Source organism: Nonomuraea sp. B5E05 (genome assembly GCF_039880665.1).
Taxonomy (GTDB): Bacteria; Actinomycetota; Actinomycetes; order Streptosporangiales; family Streptosporangiaceae; genus Nonomuraea.
Genome location: NZ_JBDPMJ010000001.1, coordinates 434119 through 452342 on the forward strand (window position 1 = coordinate 434119; position 18224 = coordinate 452342).

14 protein-coding genes are annotated in these 18224 nt (G+C 69.7%); 8 read left to right on the top strand and 6 right to left on the bottom strand.

Annotated features, from left to right (window positions below; translation table 11 throughout):
- Nucleotides 1–269 precede the first annotated feature (269 nt).
- Complete coding sequence (gene ppdK / locus ABGB01_RS02060) at nt 270–2906, top strand: pyruvate, phosphate dikinase (protein WP_347769626.1); 2637 nt, start codon at nt 270–272, stop codon at nt 2904–2906.
- Between the two features lie 268 nt (nt 2907–3174).
- On the top strand, nt 3175–4590 hold the full coding sequence (gltX, locus tag ABGB01_RS02065; protein ID WP_347769628.1) for a glutamate--tRNA ligase: 1416 nt from the start codon (nt 3175–3177) through the stop codon (nt 4588–4590).
- Nucleotides 4591–4824: 234 nt separating this feature from the next.
- Here gltX and ABGB01_RS02070 read toward each other — a convergent pair whose 3' ends face one another.
- The 4 genes from ABGB01_RS02070 to ABGB01_RS02085 form a co-directional block, all read right to left on the bottom strand.
- Nucleotides 4825–5244 carry an ester cyclase gene (locus ABGB01_RS02070; protein WP_347769630.1) on the bottom strand — a complete coding sequence of 140 codons (420 nt, stop codon included), beginning with the start codon at nt 5242–5244 and terminating at the stop codon, nt 4825–4827.
- Between the two features lie 117 nt (nt 5245–5361).
- On the bottom strand, nt 5362–5760 hold the full coding sequence (locus ABGB01_RS02075; RefSeq protein WP_347769632.1) for a hypothetical protein: 399 nt from the start codon (nt 5758–5760) through the stop codon (nt 5362–5364).
- A gap of 74 nt (nt 5761–5834) precedes the next feature.
- Complete coding sequence (locus ABGB01_RS02080) at nt 5835–6389, bottom strand: GNAT family protein (protein WP_347769634.1); 555 nt, start codon at nt 6387–6389, stop codon at nt 5835–5837.
- Between the two features lie 52 nt (nt 6390–6441).
- A complete protein-coding gene (locus ABGB01_RS02085) occupies nt 6442–7326 on the bottom strand; it encodes a sulfotransferase (protein ID WP_347769636.1) in 885 nt (294 codons plus the stop codon).
- Between the two features lie 274 nt (nt 7327–7600).
- Between ABGB01_RS02085 and ABGB01_RS02090 the strand changes: the two genes are divergently transcribed.
- Nucleotides 7601–8164, top strand: coding sequence for a nuclear transport factor 2 family protein (locus ABGB01_RS02090; protein WP_347769638.1), 564 nt, complete (start codon nt 7601–7603; stop codon nt 8162–8164).
- 125 nt (nt 8165–8289) lie between these two features.
- Complete coding sequence (locus ABGB01_RS02095) at nt 8290–9018, top strand: phosphotransferase (RefSeq protein ID WP_347769640.1); 729 nt, start codon at nt 8290–8292, stop codon at nt 9016–9018.
- An 11-nt stretch (nt 9019–9029) separates the two neighbouring features.
- On the opposite strand, the gene ABGB01_RS02100 is transcribed toward ABGB01_RS02095, so the two are convergent.
- Nucleotides 9030–11165, bottom strand: a complete 2136-nt coding sequence (locus ABGB01_RS02100; protein WP_347769642.1) for a M48 family metalloprotease — start codon at nt 11163–11165, stop codon at nt 9030–9032.
- A gap of 80 nt (nt 11166–11245) precedes the next feature.
- On the opposite strand from ABGB01_RS02100, the gene ABGB01_RS02105 reads away from it, so the two are divergent.
- Both ABGB01_RS02105 and ABGB01_RS02110 read left to right on the top strand, forming a co-directional pair.
- Entirely contained in the window at nt 11246–12466 is a 1221-nt protein-coding gene (locus ABGB01_RS02105; protein WP_347769644.1) for a deoxyguanosinetriphosphate triphosphohydrolase, read from the top strand.
- Between the two features lie 60 nt (nt 12467–12526).
- On the top strand, nt 12527–13684 hold the full coding sequence (locus ABGB01_RS02110) for an FAD-dependent oxidoreductase (protein WP_347769646.1): 1158 nt from the start codon (nt 12527–12529) through the stop codon (nt 13682–13684).
- Here ABGB01_RS02110 and ABGB01_RS02115 read toward each other — a convergent pair.
- Entirely contained in the window at nt 13674–14564 is an 891-nt protein-coding gene (locus ABGB01_RS02115; protein WP_347769648.1) for a M23 family metallopeptidase, read from the bottom strand. The genes ABGB01_RS02110 and ABGB01_RS02115 overlap by 11 nt on opposite strands.
- A 182-nt stretch (nt 14565–14746) precedes the next feature.
- Here ABGB01_RS02115 and dnaG point away from each other — a divergent pair, with 182 nt between their 5' ends.
- Nucleotides 14747–16588 carry a DNA primase gene (gene dnaG / locus ABGB01_RS02120; protein ID WP_347769650.1) on the top strand — a complete coding sequence of 614 codons (1842 nt, stop codon included), beginning with the start codon at nt 14747–14749 and terminating at the stop codon, nt 16586–16588.
- 453 nt (nt 16589–17041) lie between these two features.
- On the top strand, nt 17042–18178 hold the full coding sequence (gene rpoD / locus ABGB01_RS02125; RefSeq protein WP_132628221.1) for an RNA polymerase sigma factor RpoD: 1137 nt from the start codon (nt 17042–17044) through the stop codon (nt 18176–18178).
- The last annotated feature ends 46 nt before the right edge of the window (nt 18179–18224 follow it).

Sequence of the window (18224 nt, forward strand, 5' to 3'; positions counted from 1 at the left end):
GGTCGGCGGGGGCGCCTTCGCCATGCGTGGGGAGGGGACCCGGATCGCGTGATCGCGGACCGCGATCCGGGCCCGCCTGCCGTTCTCCTTTCCCAAGAATTGGTTTAAACCAATTGGTCTAATCCAATTTTCTGACTTGCGGTCGTATAATTGGATTAGACCTGTGTACGGGTGTTCACCTGCATAAATGTTGTCTTAGGGGAGGGGTGAAGTTTCGTCATCAATTTCGCCGGTAGAGTCCGGTTCAGAGGCGTCGGATTGGAGTTGTGGTGGCGAAGTACGTTTACGATTTCACCGAGGGCAACAGGAATCTCAAGGATCTTCTCGGCGGTAAGGGAGCCAACCTCGCCGAAATGACCAACCTCGGGCTGCCCGTTCCTCCCGGATTCACGATCACCAGCGAGGCCTGCCGCCACTACCTGGCGGAAGGCTCGACACCGGGAGGCCTGGAGCAGGAGGTCGCGCAGCATCTGAACGCGCTCGAGGGCCGGATGGGCAGGAAACTCGGGCAGGCCGACGACCCGCTGCTCGTGAGCGTACGCTCCGGGGCGAAATTCTCCATGCCGGGCATGATGGAGACGGTGCTCAACATCGGGCTCAACGACGAGTCGGTGCACGGCCTGGCCAAGCAGGCGGGCGGCAACGAACGTTTCGCCTGGGACTCCTACCGCCGGCTCATCCAGATGTTCGGCAAGACGGTGCTCGGGATCGACGGAGACCTGTTCGAGCGGGCGCTCGACGCCGTCAAGGGCAGGCGCAACGACACCGACCTCGACGCGGGCGAGCTGCAGCGGCTCGTGGAGACGTACAAGGGCATCGTCCGCGAGCAGACGGGCGACGACTTCCCCGCCGACCCGCGCGAGCAGATGCGCCTGGCCGTCCGGGCCGTCTTCGACTCGTGGAACGCACCACGCGCCATCCTCTACCGCCGCCAGGAACGCATCCCCGCCGACCTCGGCACCGCCGTGAACATCATGGCCATGGTCTTCGGCAACTACGGCGACGACTCCGGCACCGGCGTCGCCTTCACCCGCGACCCCGGCTCCGGCCGTCAGGGCATCTACGGCGACTACCTGCAGAACGCCCAGGGCGAGGACGTGGTGGCCGGCATCCGCAACACGATCCCGCTCCAGGAGCTCGAAGGCATCGACAAGCACTCGTACGACGAGCTCCTCGGGATCATGGAGATCCTGGAGAACCACTACAGGGACCTGTGCGACATCGAGTTCACGATCGAGCGTGGCAAGCTCTGGATGTTGCAGACGCGCGTCGGCAAGCGCACGGCGGCGGCCGCGTTCTGCATCGCCACCCAGCTCGTCGACCAGGGCCTGATCACGCTAGACGAGGCCGTCACCCGCGTCACCGGCGACCAGCTGGCCCAGCTCATGTTCCCGCGTTTCGACGCGGACGCCGACCGGAAGAGGATCGGCAAGGGCATGAACGCCTCACCCGGCGCCGCCGTCGGCAGGGCCGTCTTCTGCTCGGAGCGGGCCGTCGAGTTGTCGGAGCAGGGCGAGGACGTCATCCTGGTCCGGCGCGAGACCAACCCCGACGACCTGGCCGGCATGATCGCCGCCAGGGGCATCCTGACCAGCCGCGGCGGCAAGACCTCCCACGCGGCCGTGGTCGCCCGCGGCATGGGCAAGACGTGCGTGTGCGGGGCGGAGGAGCTGGAGGTGTCCACGGAGGAGCGCAGGTTCACCGCGCCGGACGGCGTGGTCGTCTCCGAGGGCGAGCTCATCTCCATCGACGGGACCACGGGGGAGGTGTTCCTCGGGGAGGTGCCGGTGGTGGACTCTGCGGTCGTCGAATACTTCGAGGGCGCCGAGCCGGACGACGAGCTGGTCAGGGCCGTCGACCGGATCATGCGCCACGCGGACGCCGCCCGCCGGCTCGGCGTGCGGGCCAACGCGGACACCCCGGACGACGCGGCGCGGGCCCGCCGGTTCGGCGCGCAGGGGATCGGGCTGTGCCGCACCGAGCACATGTTCCTGGGGGAGCGCAGGCGGCTGGTGGAGGACCTGGTCCTGGCGTCGGCGGACGACGAACGCCAGGCCGCGCTGGACGCCCTGGAACCGCTCCAGAAAGCGGACTTTGCAGAGATTTTTAGGGCTATGGACGGCGATCCCGTCACCATCCGCCTCATCGATCCGCCCCTGCACGAGTTCCTTCCCGACATCGTGGACCTGTCCGTCAAGGTCGCCACCTCACCGGACGTCACCGACAAGGACCGCGGGCTCCTGGCCGCGGTCAAGCGCCTGCACGAGCAGAACCCGATGCTCGGGCTGCGCGGCGTACGCCTCGGCCTGGTCATCCCCGGCCTGTTCGCCATGCAGGTGCGCGCCATCGCCCAGGCGGCGAAGGAGGTGCCGGGTGCCCGGCCGGAGATCATGATCCCGCTGGTGGCCGCCGTACAGGAGCTGGAGTCCGTACGTGAGGAGGCCGTCAGGATCCTCGCGGAGGCCGGCGTCGAGGCCCTGATCGGCACCATGATCGAAGTGCCCAGAGCGGCGCTGACGGCGGGCAGGATCGCCGAGGCCGCGGAGTTCTTCTCCTTCGGCACCAACGACCTCACCCAGATGTCCTGGGGCTTCTCCAGGGACGACGTGGAGGCGTCGTTCTTCTCCCGCTATCTCGACCTCGGCATCTTCGGCGTCTCTCCCTTCGAGACCCTCGACAGGGAGGGCGTCGGCCGCCTGATCGAGATCGCGGTCGAAGAGGGCAGGGCCACCCGCCCCGGCCTGCATCTGGGAATCTGCGGCGAGCACGGCGGCGACCCGGACTCCGTGCACTTCTGCCACGACGTGGGCCTCGACTACGTCTCCTGCAGCCCGTTCCGCATCCCGGTGGCCCGCCTGGAAGCCGGCCGCGCCGCGCTGAAGGACACCGACTCCGACACCCGCTGATGAGTCGGTGATGAGGATGGGCCGGCGTTACGGGCACCATGAAAACGGTGCCGGCTGACGTCACCTGGTATTGCGCTGGGCGATCCGGAAAGCCTCAACATCATTGCCGTGGAAACAGCGCGCATCGATTCTGTAGGGCCCGCGGCCGGCACGTTTGTGGACGTGATGAACCGCCGCCGGTTCGCGCACTTCACCATTTAACCGTTGATTTCGGGTATGCAGCTGAACCCGCGGAACGGCCTGCCGCTCCGCGGGTAGACTGCTCGGCGTGTCTGTAGTTCCGGTTCGCACACGTTTTGCGCCTTCCCCCACAGGGATGTTCCACGTTGGAGGCGCGCGGTCTGCTCTCTATAATTGGGCAGTAGCGCGACAATCAGCTGGCAAGTTCGTGCTGCGGGTGGAAGACACCGACACGGCGCGAAATCGCCCAGAGTGGATGGAAGGCATTATCCAGGCTCTGGCCGCGATCGGCATCGATTCCTCAGATCCCGCTTTCGAGGGCCCTTACCTGCAGTCGCAGAGCGCCGATCGGCACCGGCAGGCGGCGCTCCAGCTTTATACGAGTGGCCGGGCATACTTCTGCGACTGCACGCGTGAACAGCTCACGGAGCGGCGCGAGTCCGAGCATCTGGGATATGACGGATTCTGCCGCGAGCGCGGGCTGGAGCCCGCGCGGGGACGCGCGTTGCGGTTTCGGACGCCGGATGACGGCGAGACCCTGGTCGTGGATCTGATCCGCGGCAAGCCCGCCTTCCCCAACAGCGCGATCGAGGATTTCGTCATCGCCAGGGGCGATGGGTCGCCGGTCTTTCTCCTGGCCAACGTCGTCGACGACCTGGACCAGGGCATCACGCACGTGATCCGGGGCGAGGAGCATCTGTCCAACACGCCCAAGCAGCAGCTCCTGTGGGAGGCCCTGGGCTCGGCGCCGCCGATGTGGGCTCATCTGCCGGTCCTCGTCAACGACAAGCGGCAGAAACTGTCCAAGCGGCGGGACAAGCTGGCGCTGGAGGATTATCTGGCAGAGGGGTTTCTGCCGGATGCTCTGGTCAACTACCTGATGTTGCTGGGCTGGGGGCCGGGCGACGATCGGGAGATCATGCCATATCCGGAGATGGAGCGGCTGTTCAGAATCGAGGACGTCAACACCTCGCCGGCGTTCTTCGATGTGAAGAAGCTGAGCGCGTTCAACGGTGAATACATCCGGGCGTTGTCTGAAGAGGCGTTCGTCGCCGCATGCGCGCCATGGCTCGCCGGGCCACACGTGCCGTGGCGATCGGACGCCTTCGACCCGGACGTGTTCGCGGCGGTGGCGCCGCTGGCGCAGACCCGGCTGGCGTTGTTGTCGGAGATCACGGGTTATGTGGATTTCCTGTTCCTCGACGAGCCCGTCTTCGACGAGGCGTCGTGGACCAAAGCCATGAAGCCGGGCGCCGCGCAGCTGCTGCGCGATGCGCGGACGGCGTACGCCGCTGCGGCGTGGCGGGCGGAGACGCTGAAGAACGTGCTGATCGAGGTGGGCGAGCGCCACGGGTTGAAACCGGGGAAGGCGCAGGCCCCCGTCCGGGTGGCGGTGTCGGGGCGGACGGTCGGTCTGCCGCTGTTCGAATCACTGGAAGTCCTTGGCCGCGACCGGACGGTGCAACGTCTGGACGCCGCGCTCGCACGCTTGACCGGGCCGTGACGCTGCGCGGCCGGCCGCCCGCGCCCGCGGTGCCCGCCGGTGCGGGTGGCCACGTCGGCGGTCAAGCTGTGAGGTCCCGCACCACACCGGACATGTCCTGGGCGGTCAGACGCGGCCGCCACGGCGAGGGACTCCATCGCGCAAAGGTGGCAGGAGTGACGTGTCGGCCCGCAGTGAACAACCAAGGGCCGGCGGTGATCGGCGACACCGGCTATTCTCCGCCCGCCGGCCGGGCTAAGACGGAACGGCGCCGAGCTGTCTCAGCTGCGTCAGGAGGTCGACGACGCCCCATATCTCGGCGATCCGGCCTTCGGCGAAGCGGAAGATGAAGATCTCGTTGTACGTGACGGACCGGCCGGTCGGCGGAAGGCCCCTGAACTCGCCCCGGTGGGTGCCGGTGACCGTGTTCCTGGAGACGATCTTGTCTCCTTCGGCGATCACGTCCTCGACCTCGACGCGCATGTCGGAGAATCCGCGAAGAAGCACCGCCCACACCTGCTTGAGCGCCTGCGGCCCCGGCAGGTCCGTCGGCACCGGCGCATGGAAGATCAGGTCAGGGTCGACGACCTCGTCGATCGTCGTCGCGATGAGCTCCGCGTCGCCGCTGTTGACGGCCTCGTGGAAGCGCTGGAACGTCGCTCTGTTGCTGGACATGGGCTTTCCTCGGATCGACGGGGCCGCCGGTGGCGACTGGACGGTACTCCACCGGTCTGACGACGCACCGCCGCGGAATGTGACGGGCAGCGCCGTCACAGCGCCGTCACAGCGCCGTCACGGCCGGCGGATCGCGCGGATCACGCCCCTGGTCCAGAAGCCGAGCACCACGACGCTCGCCGTGCCGAGAATGGTGATCAGCAGCCAGTCCGAGGAGCCGCTCACCGGATAGACGATGTACGGGTTGCCGGTGTCCTCGGCCGGAACGCTGTCGCCCACCCGCTCCAGGCCGTCGCCCGTCGCCAGGGTGACGCGTCGCCGGACCGGCGAGTCGTCGGCGACGAAGTAGCCCACCCACGTACACGTCCGGCCGCCGCAATCTCGCTTGGTGGCGGTGAAGACGCCGGGGACGCCGGAACCGAACTGGGCGGTGTACGCGGGCACGATGTCGCGCGCCGCCAGGACCAGCAACATCCCGGCGAGGACCGGCGCCCCCAGCCACCAGAGCCAGCGCAACAGCTTCCCTTCCGTGCCGGACCTCGGTCGGCTCGGATGCTCTCCGGCCGACCGGGTCGCGCTCAGTTCGGACGTTACCCGTTCGACCGGGTCGCGGGCTCGTCGTGCCAGTCGGGGAGCGTCACCGTGCCAGAGAGCCAGTCGCGCCGGAGCACGGCGTAGCCGACCGAGTCGTGGAGGGTGCCGCCGTCCCGGCTCGGCCAGGCCTCGCGGTAGTGCGCCTCCTTGGCGTACCCGCTGCCGCGCAGGATCGCGCGCATGGCGTGGTTGTCCTGGCGGGTCGTGGCCTCGATCCGCATGACGTGGGGGAACTCGGTGAAGACGTACGGTGTCAGCCAGGCGACCGCGGCCGTGCCGAGGCCCTGACCGCGCCGGGCCTCACGGATCCGCAGGTCGAACATGGGGGTGTCGTCAGCGAGATCCTGCAGCCGCACCAGGCCCGCGCGCTCTCCGTCGGCCAGCACCCAGAACGTCCGGCTCTCGTCGTTCCAGTAGAGCCCGTCGGCGGCCCGCCGCTTGACCGTCTCCGCGTCCTGCGTGCCCGCGTGGAAGGGCCAGTCGTTTCCCGTCAGGAAGTCCGCCAGCGGGCCGATGTCGTCGGACGAGAACGGGGAGAACTCGATGCGCATTGCCGGATTTTTCCACACAGCCGCCCGCCGGTCATACCGGTTTTCCGCCAGCTCAGCGGTAACCCCAGGCCTTGGCGTACTCGGCGAGCTCGGGTGAGAGCGCGGTGTTGTCGAAGGTGCGGGCGGGCTGGATCCGTCCGGACTTGATGGTGTCGCTGCGGTCGCCCAGGTTGGGGACGAACCGGCCCTGGTCGTGCTTGCTGTACTCGAGCATCTCCGGCTCCCACGCCACGCCCAGATATTCGCAGACCTCGCGGGTGACCCGTTCCGGCTCGGCGGTCAGCTCCTCGTAGCGCAGTGTGAGACCGTCGAGGGTACGGCGGGCCTGTTCCAGGGGCTTGAAGTATTTCAGCGCGTTCGTCTCCAGCGCTTCGCGGGTGGAGGTGTTGGTCTTGCGGTTCTCCAGCGAGGACACCACGCCCTGCGGATGGCGCAGCAGGAAGAGGAACTTCGCCTTCGGCCAGGCGTAGTGCAGCCGCTCCCAGACGAAGACGTTGCCCGGGGTCTTGTCGACGATGATCTCCTTGCCGCTGCGCTCCAGTTCCAGGCGCAGGATGCGGTCCCACAGCGCGTGCTCGAGCTCCACCTTGTCCAGCCCGAGCTCCTGCATGGACTGCTCGGAGAAGTCAGGGGTCAGGTGGACCTCGACGGTGCGCAGGTGCAGCTCATGCGGGGCGCGGATGCGGGAGTGACTGTTGAGCAGCATGCGCAGCAGCGTGGAGCCGGAGCGCACCGAGGCGATCACGAAGACCGGCGAGTCCACCTGCCGCGGCAGGATCGGGATGGAGTAGTCGACGACGTGCGTGCGCTTCGGGGGACGCGGGCGGGAGGCCTTGAGCAGCGGGGCCGGCTCGGGCGCCGAGCGCTGACGCGGTGGGCGCAGCGCCTCGTTCAGCAGCCGAATTCTTCGCTTGATGCCGGTTCTCACAACGCCCATGCGCGCCTGCAGCCCTTTCGTTACCGCGCGTTACCTCATTCCCCTCGGGAATGGGCAGCCGAAACCCGAGGTAACGGCCGCCGTAGTCGGACAAAGGTAACGTAAGAGGGAGGGGTCAGAAAGGCGTTGGCGCAGGTTCACAGCGCATTCTCAGGGAGGGGTGGCGGCGAGCCGTCCAGCGGGCGATCGGGGAGGCGTCCCGGCGCCGCCCATGGCTGACGGTTACCTCGCTGGTAATCGACGGGCATACCCCGGGCCGGGCAGGCTGTGCGGCATGACCAACGAGATGCAGAACACCCGTGACATCGTGCAGGAATTGCTGCGGCGCATCGCCGGGCGCGACCACGACGGCGTGGCCGGGATGTTCGCCGAGCAGATCGACTGGCGGCTCAGCTGGCCCGCCGAAGGGCATTCCGAAGTGCCGTGGATCCGGCCGCGATCGACCAGAGCCGAGGTGGCGGAGCACTTCCGCGCGCTGGACGCGCACCACGTGCCCGAGCTGAACGGCACGTCGGTCGCCCGGATCCTGGTCGACGGGGCGGACGCCGTGGTGCTCGGGGAGATCGTGCAGACCGTGCGGGGAGGCGGGGCCGCGTACACGTCGCCGTTCGCGCTGCACCTCACCGTCGAGGACGGCTTCATCACCCGTTACCACATCTTCGAGGACAGCCTCACGGTCGCCCGCGCCCTGAGCGCCGCGAGCCCGCTCACGGGCTCGCGGCGGTCACGGCTGGTGTCCGCTCACGGTCACGGTGTGCAGGAGCGCGTTCAGGCAGCCGCCGGCCTCCCAGCCGCCGAGCGCGCCGGGGTGGTACCGATAACGACGCATCGGCGCTGATCGCGCGACGCCGGGGCCCTCCGCACGGACCCCCGCACGCCGGCCGGCCACGGAAACCGGTCCTCCAAGCCGTGGCCCGGCCGATGGAGCGGCGTCCCCCGGCCTGATCGGGCAGGCTGGGACGCATGCCCGAAACACACCTACCCGGCGGCTACGTGAACGCCGTCGTCCGGGTCGGCGACACCGTCCGCCGCCCGCCCGCGCAACGGGCCGCGTACGTGCACGAACTGCTGCTCCTGCTGGAACGCGGCGGATGGCCGGGCGCGCCGAGGTTCCTGGGGACGGACGAGCGCGGCCGCGAGATCCTCAGCTTCGTGGACGGCCACGTGGCCTGGGAGGACGTCCAGCCCGACGGCGTCACCTCCGACGAGAGCCTGGCGCGGGTGGCGGAGCTCGTACGCGCGTTCCACGACCTGACCGCGGGCACACCCCTGGCCGGCGACGACGAGGTCGCCTGCCACAACGACCTGTCCCCGAAGAACACCGTCTACCGCGACGAGGGCGCGGGCCTGCGGCCGGTGGCGTTCATCGACTGGGACATCGCGGCGCCGGGACGGCGGATCCACGACGTGGCGCACGTCTGCTGGCAGTACCTCGGCCTCGGTCCAGGAGCCGTCGACGCCGGCAGGCGGATCCGGCTGATCTGCGACGCGTACGGGCTGCGTGAGCGGGGCGGCGTGGTGGAGGCGATCCTGTGGTGGCAGGACCGCTGCGCGCGCGGCATCGAGACGGACGCGGCCGCCGGGACGCCGCACGCGATCAGGCTGCGTGACGACGGGGTGGTGGCCCGGATCCGCGCCTGCCGCGACTGGGTCGCCGAGCACCGGGACGAGCTGGAACGCCCGCTGCGCTGACCACCTTCCCGCTAACGGGGGGCGTCCGGGTTCGGGTCGCCCAACGTGTGCGGCACCGGCTCTCCCTCCGAGAACAACCAGGAGTCTCCGGAGGTGTCCGGGGCGGCGGGGCCGGACTCGTGAGCCCCGGGTTCTGGGGTGGCAGGTCCCCAGGTGTTCGGGGCCGCGGGTGCCGGGTCGTCCGGGGCTGCGGGGCGGGACTCGTGAGCCGCGGGTTCTGGGGCGGTGGGTCCCCAGGTCTGCGGGGTCGCGGGTTCCGAGGTGTGTGGGGCGGCCGGTCCCCAGGCCTGCGTGGTCTCGGATTCCGGGGTGTGGGGGACGGCGGGGCCCGAGGCGTGCGGGGGGACGGGTCCTGAGAAGTGGGGGGACTGGTCGCCAGGGGCGGGGGGAGCGGATTGTCCCGGGGAGGGCGGCGCGAACGGTTCCGGAACGTGCGGGCCCGGGATTCCAGGAGCAGGCCCGGCAACGGGTCCCGAGACGGGTCCCGCACCGGAGGGAGGCCCCGCAGTGGGGCCAGGGGTGGGTCCCGCACCGGAGGGAGGCCCCGCAGTGGGCCCAGGGGTGGGTCCCGCACCGGGTCCCGCACCGAATCCCGCACCGGGTCCCGCACCGGGTCCCGCACCGGGGCCGGAGGGGGGTCCCGCGGCGGGCAGGGCGCCCGGCGGGGGCGGTTGCTCGATGGGTACGTAGTCGTGGCGCATGCCGTGGTCGCCCAGCCATTGCCGCAGCCCGCCCACCGCCGACGGATCGGCCGCCACCCGGGCCGCGTACTCCGACAACGCCACCTCCTCGCCGTCGTCGAAGAGCAGCCGCGCGGGCCCCGACCAGGACAGCGTCCACCTGGCCTCGCCGAGCTGGATCATGACGGCCTCCAGCGCCTGCCCGAGCACCCCGGCCAGCAGGGTGTCCGACGCGTTCCAGCCGAGCTCGCGCAGCTTGTACTCGAGCTCCGCCTGCCGCCCCCGCGCGATCGCCTCGAAGGCGGCGTCCAGGTACGGCCGTGACGCACCCATCACCTGCTGCCCGGCCAGGGCCAGGTCGCGCAGGGCGTCGGCGTTGCGGGTGGCGTACATGCCGTGCGCGACGAGCTCCTCCCACGAGACCGCCCGCAGCGTCAGCAGCGCCTCGGACGACCACATGGACTGCTCGACCGCCTGCACGGCCACGTTCGGGTCGCGCAGCAGGGTCAGGGCAGAGCGGGGGTCGGGCACCTGCTGCGGCTCCGGCAGGCGCTCGATGGCGGCCAGGCGGTCGGCCAGGCTCGGGTGGGAGTCGTACGGGGAGACCTCCTCGGGCTGATCGCTCAGCCTGGCCAGCTCGGCCTGCCGTTCGGCGTCGCTCATGAAGGCGTGGAAGCCGCCGAACACCGACGCGGGCCTGGTGCCGCCCGCGCCCGTCATCGACAGGTACGCGTTGACGTACAGGTCCCAGCCGATCGCGGTGGTGTGGATCTTGTGCAGGGCGCCCGCCATGGCCTGCCGGCCGCCGATCGCGACGGCGAACTGGTCGGCCTCCAGCTCCTGCTTGCGCGAGACGGCCTGCGACACCCGCAGGTAAAGCTTGGCGTACCAGGTGAACAGGCGCTGGACGAACGGGTGGTTGCGCAGGCCCTGCACGGTGGCGATCAGCGAGACGCGCCCGCGGTAGACGGGCGCGCCCAGCCGCGTGTGGGCGCCGCTGTAGTGGCCGAGCTCGTGCCCGAGCACCGCGCGCAACTCGTCCACGGTGAGCGTCTGCAGCAGCGGCAGCCCGACGAACATGCGCCGCCGCGTCGCCTTCATGCCCAGGAACCGCGTGTCCTCCGAGACGGCCGCGTTCACCTCCGCCACCAGCCGGATCTCGTCGGGCGGCGCGGTGCGTACGCGCTGGGCGAGCTCCTCGACCGTCTGCCACAACACCGGCTCGTCCTCGCGCGTGACCGGGACGCCGGGCTGCTCACCGCCCCGGCGGCGGCTCACCATGATCAGGGTACGGACCAGCGCGAGCGCGGCCAGGGTCAGCACGGCCGCGAACTTGATGAGGTTGACGTGGAAGTCGACCACTAAGAGGACGTCGAAGAAGACCGCCGCGGCGAGGATCAGACCGACCAGAACGTAGAAGCCGGCGAGCAGGGTGAAAGCCAGGACCGCTCGGAACGCTGTCGTCATGGGGGAGGGCTCCCGGGGAAGGGGTACTCGCGAGGCTCGACACTAGCGGAGACGGGAAACTGGATAAAATCGCTGCACCCATGTCGTACTACGACCAACATGACCAGGACCGATGGGTTCCGGAATCTTCCGGCAATCCGGATCGTTCCGCGTTCGAGCGTGACAGGGCCCGCGTGCTGCACAGCGCGGCGCTGCGCAGGCTGGCCGCGAAGACGCAGGTCGTCGGCCCCGGCGAGACGTTCGGTGGCGGCCAGCACATCCCGCGCACCCGGCTGACCCACTCGCTCGAATGCGCCCAGGTGGGCAGGGAGATGGGCGCCACCCTCGGCGTCGACCCCGACCTCGTGGAGACCGCCTGCCTGGCGCACGACCTGGGGCATCCGCCGTTCGGGCACAACGGGGAGGTGGCGCTCAACGCGCTGGCGGAGTCGTGCGGCGGCTTCGAGGGCAACGCGCAGAGCCTGCGCCTGCTCACCCGGCTCGAGGCCAAGGTGCTCACCGAGGACGGCAGGAGCGCCGGTCTCAACCTGACCCGGGCGGCACTGGACGCCTCGATCAAATATCCATGGACGTGTGACAAGTCTCCCAAATTCGGCGTCTACGACGACGACCTTCCCGTGTTCGAGTGGATCAGGGAGGGCGCGCCGGACGGGCGGGTCAGCTTCGAGGCGCAGATCATGGACTGGGCCGACGACGTCGCCTACTCCGTACACGACCTCGAGGACGCCCTGCACCTCGGTCATGTCACCCCGGAGGCGCTCCTGTCCGCCGAGGAGCGCAGGCAGGTGTGCGAGATCACCCGCACCTGGTACGCCCCCGGCGCCGACCTGAACGAGTTGGAGGCCGTCTTCGCCGAACTGATCACCGATCCGCTCTGGCCCCGCAGCTTCACGGGCACGCTCGCAGACCTGGCCGGCCTCAAAGCCCTCACCAGCGGTCTCATCGGCCGCTTCTGCCGCTCCGCGCAGGCCGCCACCAAGGAGGTGTACGGCAGCCGCCACCGCGCCGACCTCGTCGTGCCGCCCGCCACGCGGCTGGAGTGCGCGCTGCTCAAGGGCGTCGTCGCCCACTACGTCATGACCACGAAGGACCACCACGCCAACCAGGCCAGGCAGCGCGATCTCATCACCGAGTTGGCCGCGCTGATCACCCGCGGCGCGCCCGGCACGCTGGAGCCCGCCTTCCGGCCCGCGTACCAGGATGCCTCGGACGACGCGGCCCGCGTCAGGATCGTGATCGACCAGATCGCCTCCCTCACCGACACCTCGGCGGTGGCCTGGCACAAGCGGCTCACCCGGTGAGGCAGGCCGTCTGACCCAACCCGCTTCCCCCGGCGCCCCCGGCGGGCGGATACTGCGCCCATGGCCACATTTGTGATCGCCGGCGCCGGGCTGGCAGGAGCCAAGGCCGCGCAGGCCCTGCGCGAGGAGGGCTTCGACGGCGAGATCGTGCTGATCGGCGCGGAGGCCGAGCGGCCCTACGAGAGACCGCCCCTGTCCAAGGACTACCTGAGCGGCAGGAGCGAACGAGACCAGATCTACGTCCACCCGCCGGAGTGGTACGCCGACAACGACGTCGACCTGCGGCTCGGCCGGCGGGTCACCCGCATCGAGCCTGGCAATCACCTGGTCAGGCTCAGTGACGGGTCGCGGCAGCCGTACGACAAGCTGCTCCTCGCGACCGGATCCGTCCCCAGGCGCCTGCCGGGACCCGGCTACTACCTGCGCACCGTCCAGGACAGCGACGCGCTCAAGGAACGGTTCGCCGCCGGCGCCAAGGTGCTCGTCGTCGGCGCGTCCTGGATCGGGCTCGAGACCGCGGCGGCGGCCCGCACGGCCGGCTGCGAGGTCACCGTCGTCGAGCCCGAGCCCACCGCGCTCAACCGGGCGCTCGGTCCCGAACTGGGTGACCTGTTCGCCCGCCTGCACGCCCGCAAGGGCGTGCACCTGCGCTTCGGCACCGCCGCCGCGGAGATCACCGACACCGGCGTGCGGCTCAGCTCGGGCGAGCGGCTCACGGCAGACCTCGTCGTCGTCGGCATCGGCGCCGCCCCCGAGGTCTGGCTCGCCCGCGACGCCGGCCTCGACGTCGGGCAGGGCGTGCTCACGGACGCCGCCCTGCGCACCTCGCACCCCGACGTGTTCGCCGCCGGCGACGTGGCCGAGCACTTCCATCCCGTGTACGGCCGCCGCGTGCGCGTCGAACACTGGGCCAACGCCCTGCACGGCGGCCCCGCCGCCGCGCGGTCGATGCTGGGTCAGGACGTCACCTACGACCCGATCCCGTACTTCTACACCGACCAGTACGAGCTCGGCATGGAGTTCTCCGGCGACGTCGAGGGCTACGACGAGATCGTCTACCGCGGCGATCCGGACAAGCTGGAGTTCATCGCCTACTGGCTGCGCGCCGGACGCGTGATCGCCGGGATGAACGTCAACGTCTGGGACGTCGTGGACGACATCCAGGCCCTCATCAGGTCGGGCGCCGTCGTCGACCAGAAGGAACTGCCTACGGGGTGACGCTGACCACGCCGCCGTCACCGTCGTCATCGACGGACGGCGGCTCGCTCCTGGCCGCCTGCGGCGTCGTCTTCGGCTTCTTCGGCTGCTTCGACGCGCACAACACGGTGCAGCGCGGCGTCTCCCCGAGCTTCGCGCGCAGTTTCAGCGTCTCCTCCCTGGGGGAGAGCGTGCGGTTGCCCGTACGCCAGGCGTCGAGGTAGTCCCACGGCTTGACCATGCCCCTGCGCACCCACCAGAACGTCGAGCCGGTCTTCCACGAGATCGCGAAATACAGGTTGGTGGCGGTGTCCCGGGCGTTGCCCGACCTGCCCACCCGGCCGAGCAGCCGGCCGGCCTTGACGCGGACGCCCGGCCTGATGCCGTCGGCCACCGTGTCGAGGTGCCCGCCGAGATAGCGCACGCCGTCGTCACCGATGATCGTGACGAACCTGCCCTCGCGGTCGGCGCCCGCGTCCGTGGACGGACGCCACCGGTTTCTGGTGTTCACCTCGTCCACGACGCCGTCGACGGGCGCCACGAACGCGCACCCCGCCTGCGCCCAGATCGTCGTCTTGGGCAGCACGAGCAGCTTGCGCGCGTAGGTGACCTCGCAGCCCTTGACGGGGAACGTGTAGGTGTATTTCGACAACTTCGGCGGCGGCACCTTGACCGGGTCGTCGCCCTCGGGCGGCTCCCCGACGGCCGGCTTCCCGGCCGTCGGGGTCGGCGTCGGGTCGGCGGGTGAGGCGGCCGTGCCCGCTCCGGTCGCGGGGCCGGAGGGTACGGCGGAGCGCAGGGTGGCGCCGACGCCGGCCAGCCCGGTCGCCTGGCTGCATGCGCCGGTCAGCAGCACGGCGCCCATGACGGCCGCCCATCGCGCGATATGCCCCGATTGCATGGTCTCCACCCGTGTCACCGTTTCCCTACGACCTTTACCTTTGTAGCCGACCAGGGGTGCGCGTACAGCGGCTTTCCTGCTTTAGCAACCCACAGGTAATGCCCCTCTTCCCCCAGCCGCACGCGCCAGAGTGCGCACCGCGGGGGCGGGAACCGTCGGCGGGGCGGAATAGACTCACGGGCGTGGCTGGCCGGATCCGTGATGTCGACATCGCGCTCGTTCGCGAGCGCTCACCCATCGCCGACGTGATCGGCGAGCACATCCAGTTGCGCAACGCCGGAGGCGGCAACCTCAAGGGGCTGTGCCCGTTCCACGACGAGAAGAGCCCGTCGTTCAACGTCACCCCCGAGCGCGGGATGTTCTACTGCTTCGGCTGCAGCCAAGGCGGCGACGTGATCACGTTCGTCGAGAAGATCGAGCACCTGCCCTTCGGCGAGGCGGTCGAGCGGCTGGCGCAGCGGGCCGGCGTCCAGTTGCAGTACGAGCAGGGCGGCTACGTCCCGAGGCGCGACCACGGCGAGCGGGCCAGGCTGGTCGAGGCGCACCGGGTGGCGGCCGAGTTCTACGCCGACAAGCTGCTGAGCCCCGACGCGGCGGCCGGGCGGCGGTTCCTGTCGGAGCGGGGGTTCGAGCGGGCCGACGCCGAGACGTTCGGGGTGGGATACGCGCCGGCCGAGTGGGAGGCGCTCGCCCGCCATCTCATGGGGCGCGGCTTCTCGGCCGACGAACTGGTCAAGGGCGGGCTGGCCAAGGAGGGGCGGCGGGGGCCGATCGACCGGTTCCGCGGGCGGCTGATCTGGCCCATCAGGGACGCCACGGGCGACGTGATCGGTTTCGGCGCGCGTAAGCTGCTCGATTCCGACGATGGCCCGAAATATCTGAATACACCTGACTCGCCGCTTTACAAGAAGAGCCAGGTGCTTTACGGCATCGATCTCGCGAAACGGGAGATCTCCAAGCGGTCCCAGGCGGTGATCGTCGAGGGCTACACCGATGTGATGGCCTGCCATCTGGCCGGCGTGCCGACCGCCGTGGCCACCTGCGGCACCTCGTTCGGCGAGGAGCACATCAAGATCCTGCGCCGGTTCCTGCTCGACCAGGCCGAGTTCAGGGGCGAGGTGATCTTCACCTTCGACGGCGACGCGGCGGGCCAGAAGGCGGCGCTGCGGGCGTTCGCCGACGAGCAGAAGTTCGTCACCCAGACCTACGTGGCGGTGCAGGCCGACGGGCTCGACCCGTGCGACCTGCGGGTCAAGCAGGGCGACGCGGCCGTGCGCGACCTGATCGCGAGCAGGGAGCCGCTGTTCCAGTTCGCGATCAGGAGCACGATCTCGCGCTATGACCTGCGCAGCAACGAGGGCAAGATCGCCGCTCTCGACGCGGCCGCCCCGATCGTGGCCGGCATCAAGGACGTGGGGTTGCGCAAGCGCTATGCCATCGACCTCGACCGGTGGCTGGGGTTCATGGACGAGCGGTTCGTCATGCAGCGCATCTCCGAGGTGTCGGGCGCGCAGCAGGGCCGCGGCCGGCGGGCGCCCAGGGCGGCGCCCGCCGACCCCAGCGTGCGGGTCGAGGGCGAGCTGCTCAAGCTGGCCGTGCAGCGGCCGGCGTTGCTGGGGCCGCGCTTCGACGCGCTCGACGCGCAGGCGTTCACCACTGCCGACCACGCGATGATGCACAAGGTGATCGCCGCCGCCGGGGGCGTCGCCGCGGCGGGGCACGGCGGGCGGGAGTGGGTCGACCGGTTGCTCGAGCACGCTCACGAGGAGGGCGCCAGGGCGCTGGTGACCCGGTTCGCGGTGGAGGCGATCCAGACGGACGCGCACACCGAGGAGCGTTACGCCGGCGACATCATGGCGGCGGTCGAGGCCATGCCGGTCGATCGGGCCATCGCGCAGGTGAAGTCGCGGATCCAGCGGCTCAACCCGGTGGAGGAGCAGCAGGAGTACAACAAGCTGTTCGGGGAGCTGGTGGCGCTGGAGCAGCAGCGCAGGGTCCTGCGCGACCGGCTCGCGGGCAGCTGACCAGGCAGCACCGGCGCCTGCCGGCCCCGGACCTGCGCCGGTCCGTGCGCGGCGACCGGTCCGCGCGGGACGGGCGGAAAGCGGCGGCTGCGCGGCTCGCGCATGCGCGTGGAACGCCTCATTCCCGTCATGGCGCGGCGGGGGTAGATAACGGTTCGGCTGCGATCGCCGGCTGGAATACCAGGCGGTTGACCCGGGAATGTGGCGCGGTCCAATCGGCGGTGAAGCGCGGCAGGCGGCGCTTCGGGGCAGCGAAAGAGGTGCGTCCGGCTGGCGGCGTCGCCGGGCGCGTGAATCCAGAGCGCGTAATTGACTTTACTTTCCTGATCAAACTCGGCCCAAACCTTTAGGCGATCTCAATTCGGTAAGGACAGCGGCCTTACCTTCGGTGACAAAAATGGGTCTGCCATTTGATGGAACCAATACTGCAGACTGTCTCCCGTGGGTGCATCGGTGCTGCCAAGCGGACCGCCATCGGTAGATCAGGTGGCGGACCTCGTCGCGAAAGGAAGGGAGCGCGGGAGCGTAACCGTCGATGACGTCGCAGCCGCGCTTGACCGATCCGAGTTGCCGTCCGACGCGCTGGAACGCGTCGTGCGGATGCTCGCCGAGAATGGTGTGGAGGTCCTCGAGCCCCAGGGCGACGAGGAGCCTGCCCGCGCCGATGAGGAAGACGTAGGCAAGCGGGCGCCGACCAGCGATCTCGTCCGTATCTATCTACGGGAGATCGGCCGCGTCCCGTTGCTGACCGCCGAGGAGGAGGTGGAGCTCGCCAAGTCGATCGAAGCCGGTCTGTTCGCCGAGGACAGGCTGGCCAACGGGGTCTCGCGTCTGGCCTTCCCGGAGCTCAGGGAGCTCGTCTGGCAGGGCACCCGGGCCAAACAGCGGCTCATCGAAGCCAACCTCAGGCTCGTGGTGTCGATCGCCAAGCGATACGTCGGCCGCGGCATGTTGTTCCTGGACCTGATCCAGGAGGGCAACCTCGGGCTCATTCGAGCGGTCGAGAAGTTCGACTACACGAAGGGCTACAAGTTCTCCACCTACGCGACCTGGTGGATCCGGCAGGCGATCACGCGGGCCATCGCCGACCAGGCGCGCACCATCCGCATTCCGGTGCACATGGTGGAGACGATCAACAAGCTCGTCCGCGTGCAGCGCCAGCTCCACCAGGACCTCGGCCGCGAGCCGATTCCCGAGGAGATCGCCAAGGAGATGGACCTCCCTGTCGATCGTGTGGTGGAGATCCAGCGCATCGCCCAGGAGCCCGTGTCGCTGCAGTCGCCGATCGGCGAGGAGGACTCCGACCTCGGTGACTTCATCGAGGACTCCGACGCGGTCGTGCCGATGGAGGCCGCGGCCTTCATCATGCTGCAGGACCAGCTCGACGACATCCTGGCCACGTTGTCCGACCGCGAGCAGCGCATCATCCAGCTCCGGTTCGGCCTGGCCGACGGGCATCCGCGCACGCTGGAGGAGGTGGGCAGGGAGTTCGGCGTCACGCGGGAGCGCATCCGGCAGATCGAGTCGAAGACCCTGGCCAAGCTCCGCCATCCGACGCGGGCCCAGATGTTGCGTGACTACCTCGACTGATCCAAGGGGAACGGGCCCGGGCGAGCGTGCCCGGGCCCGTCCCATG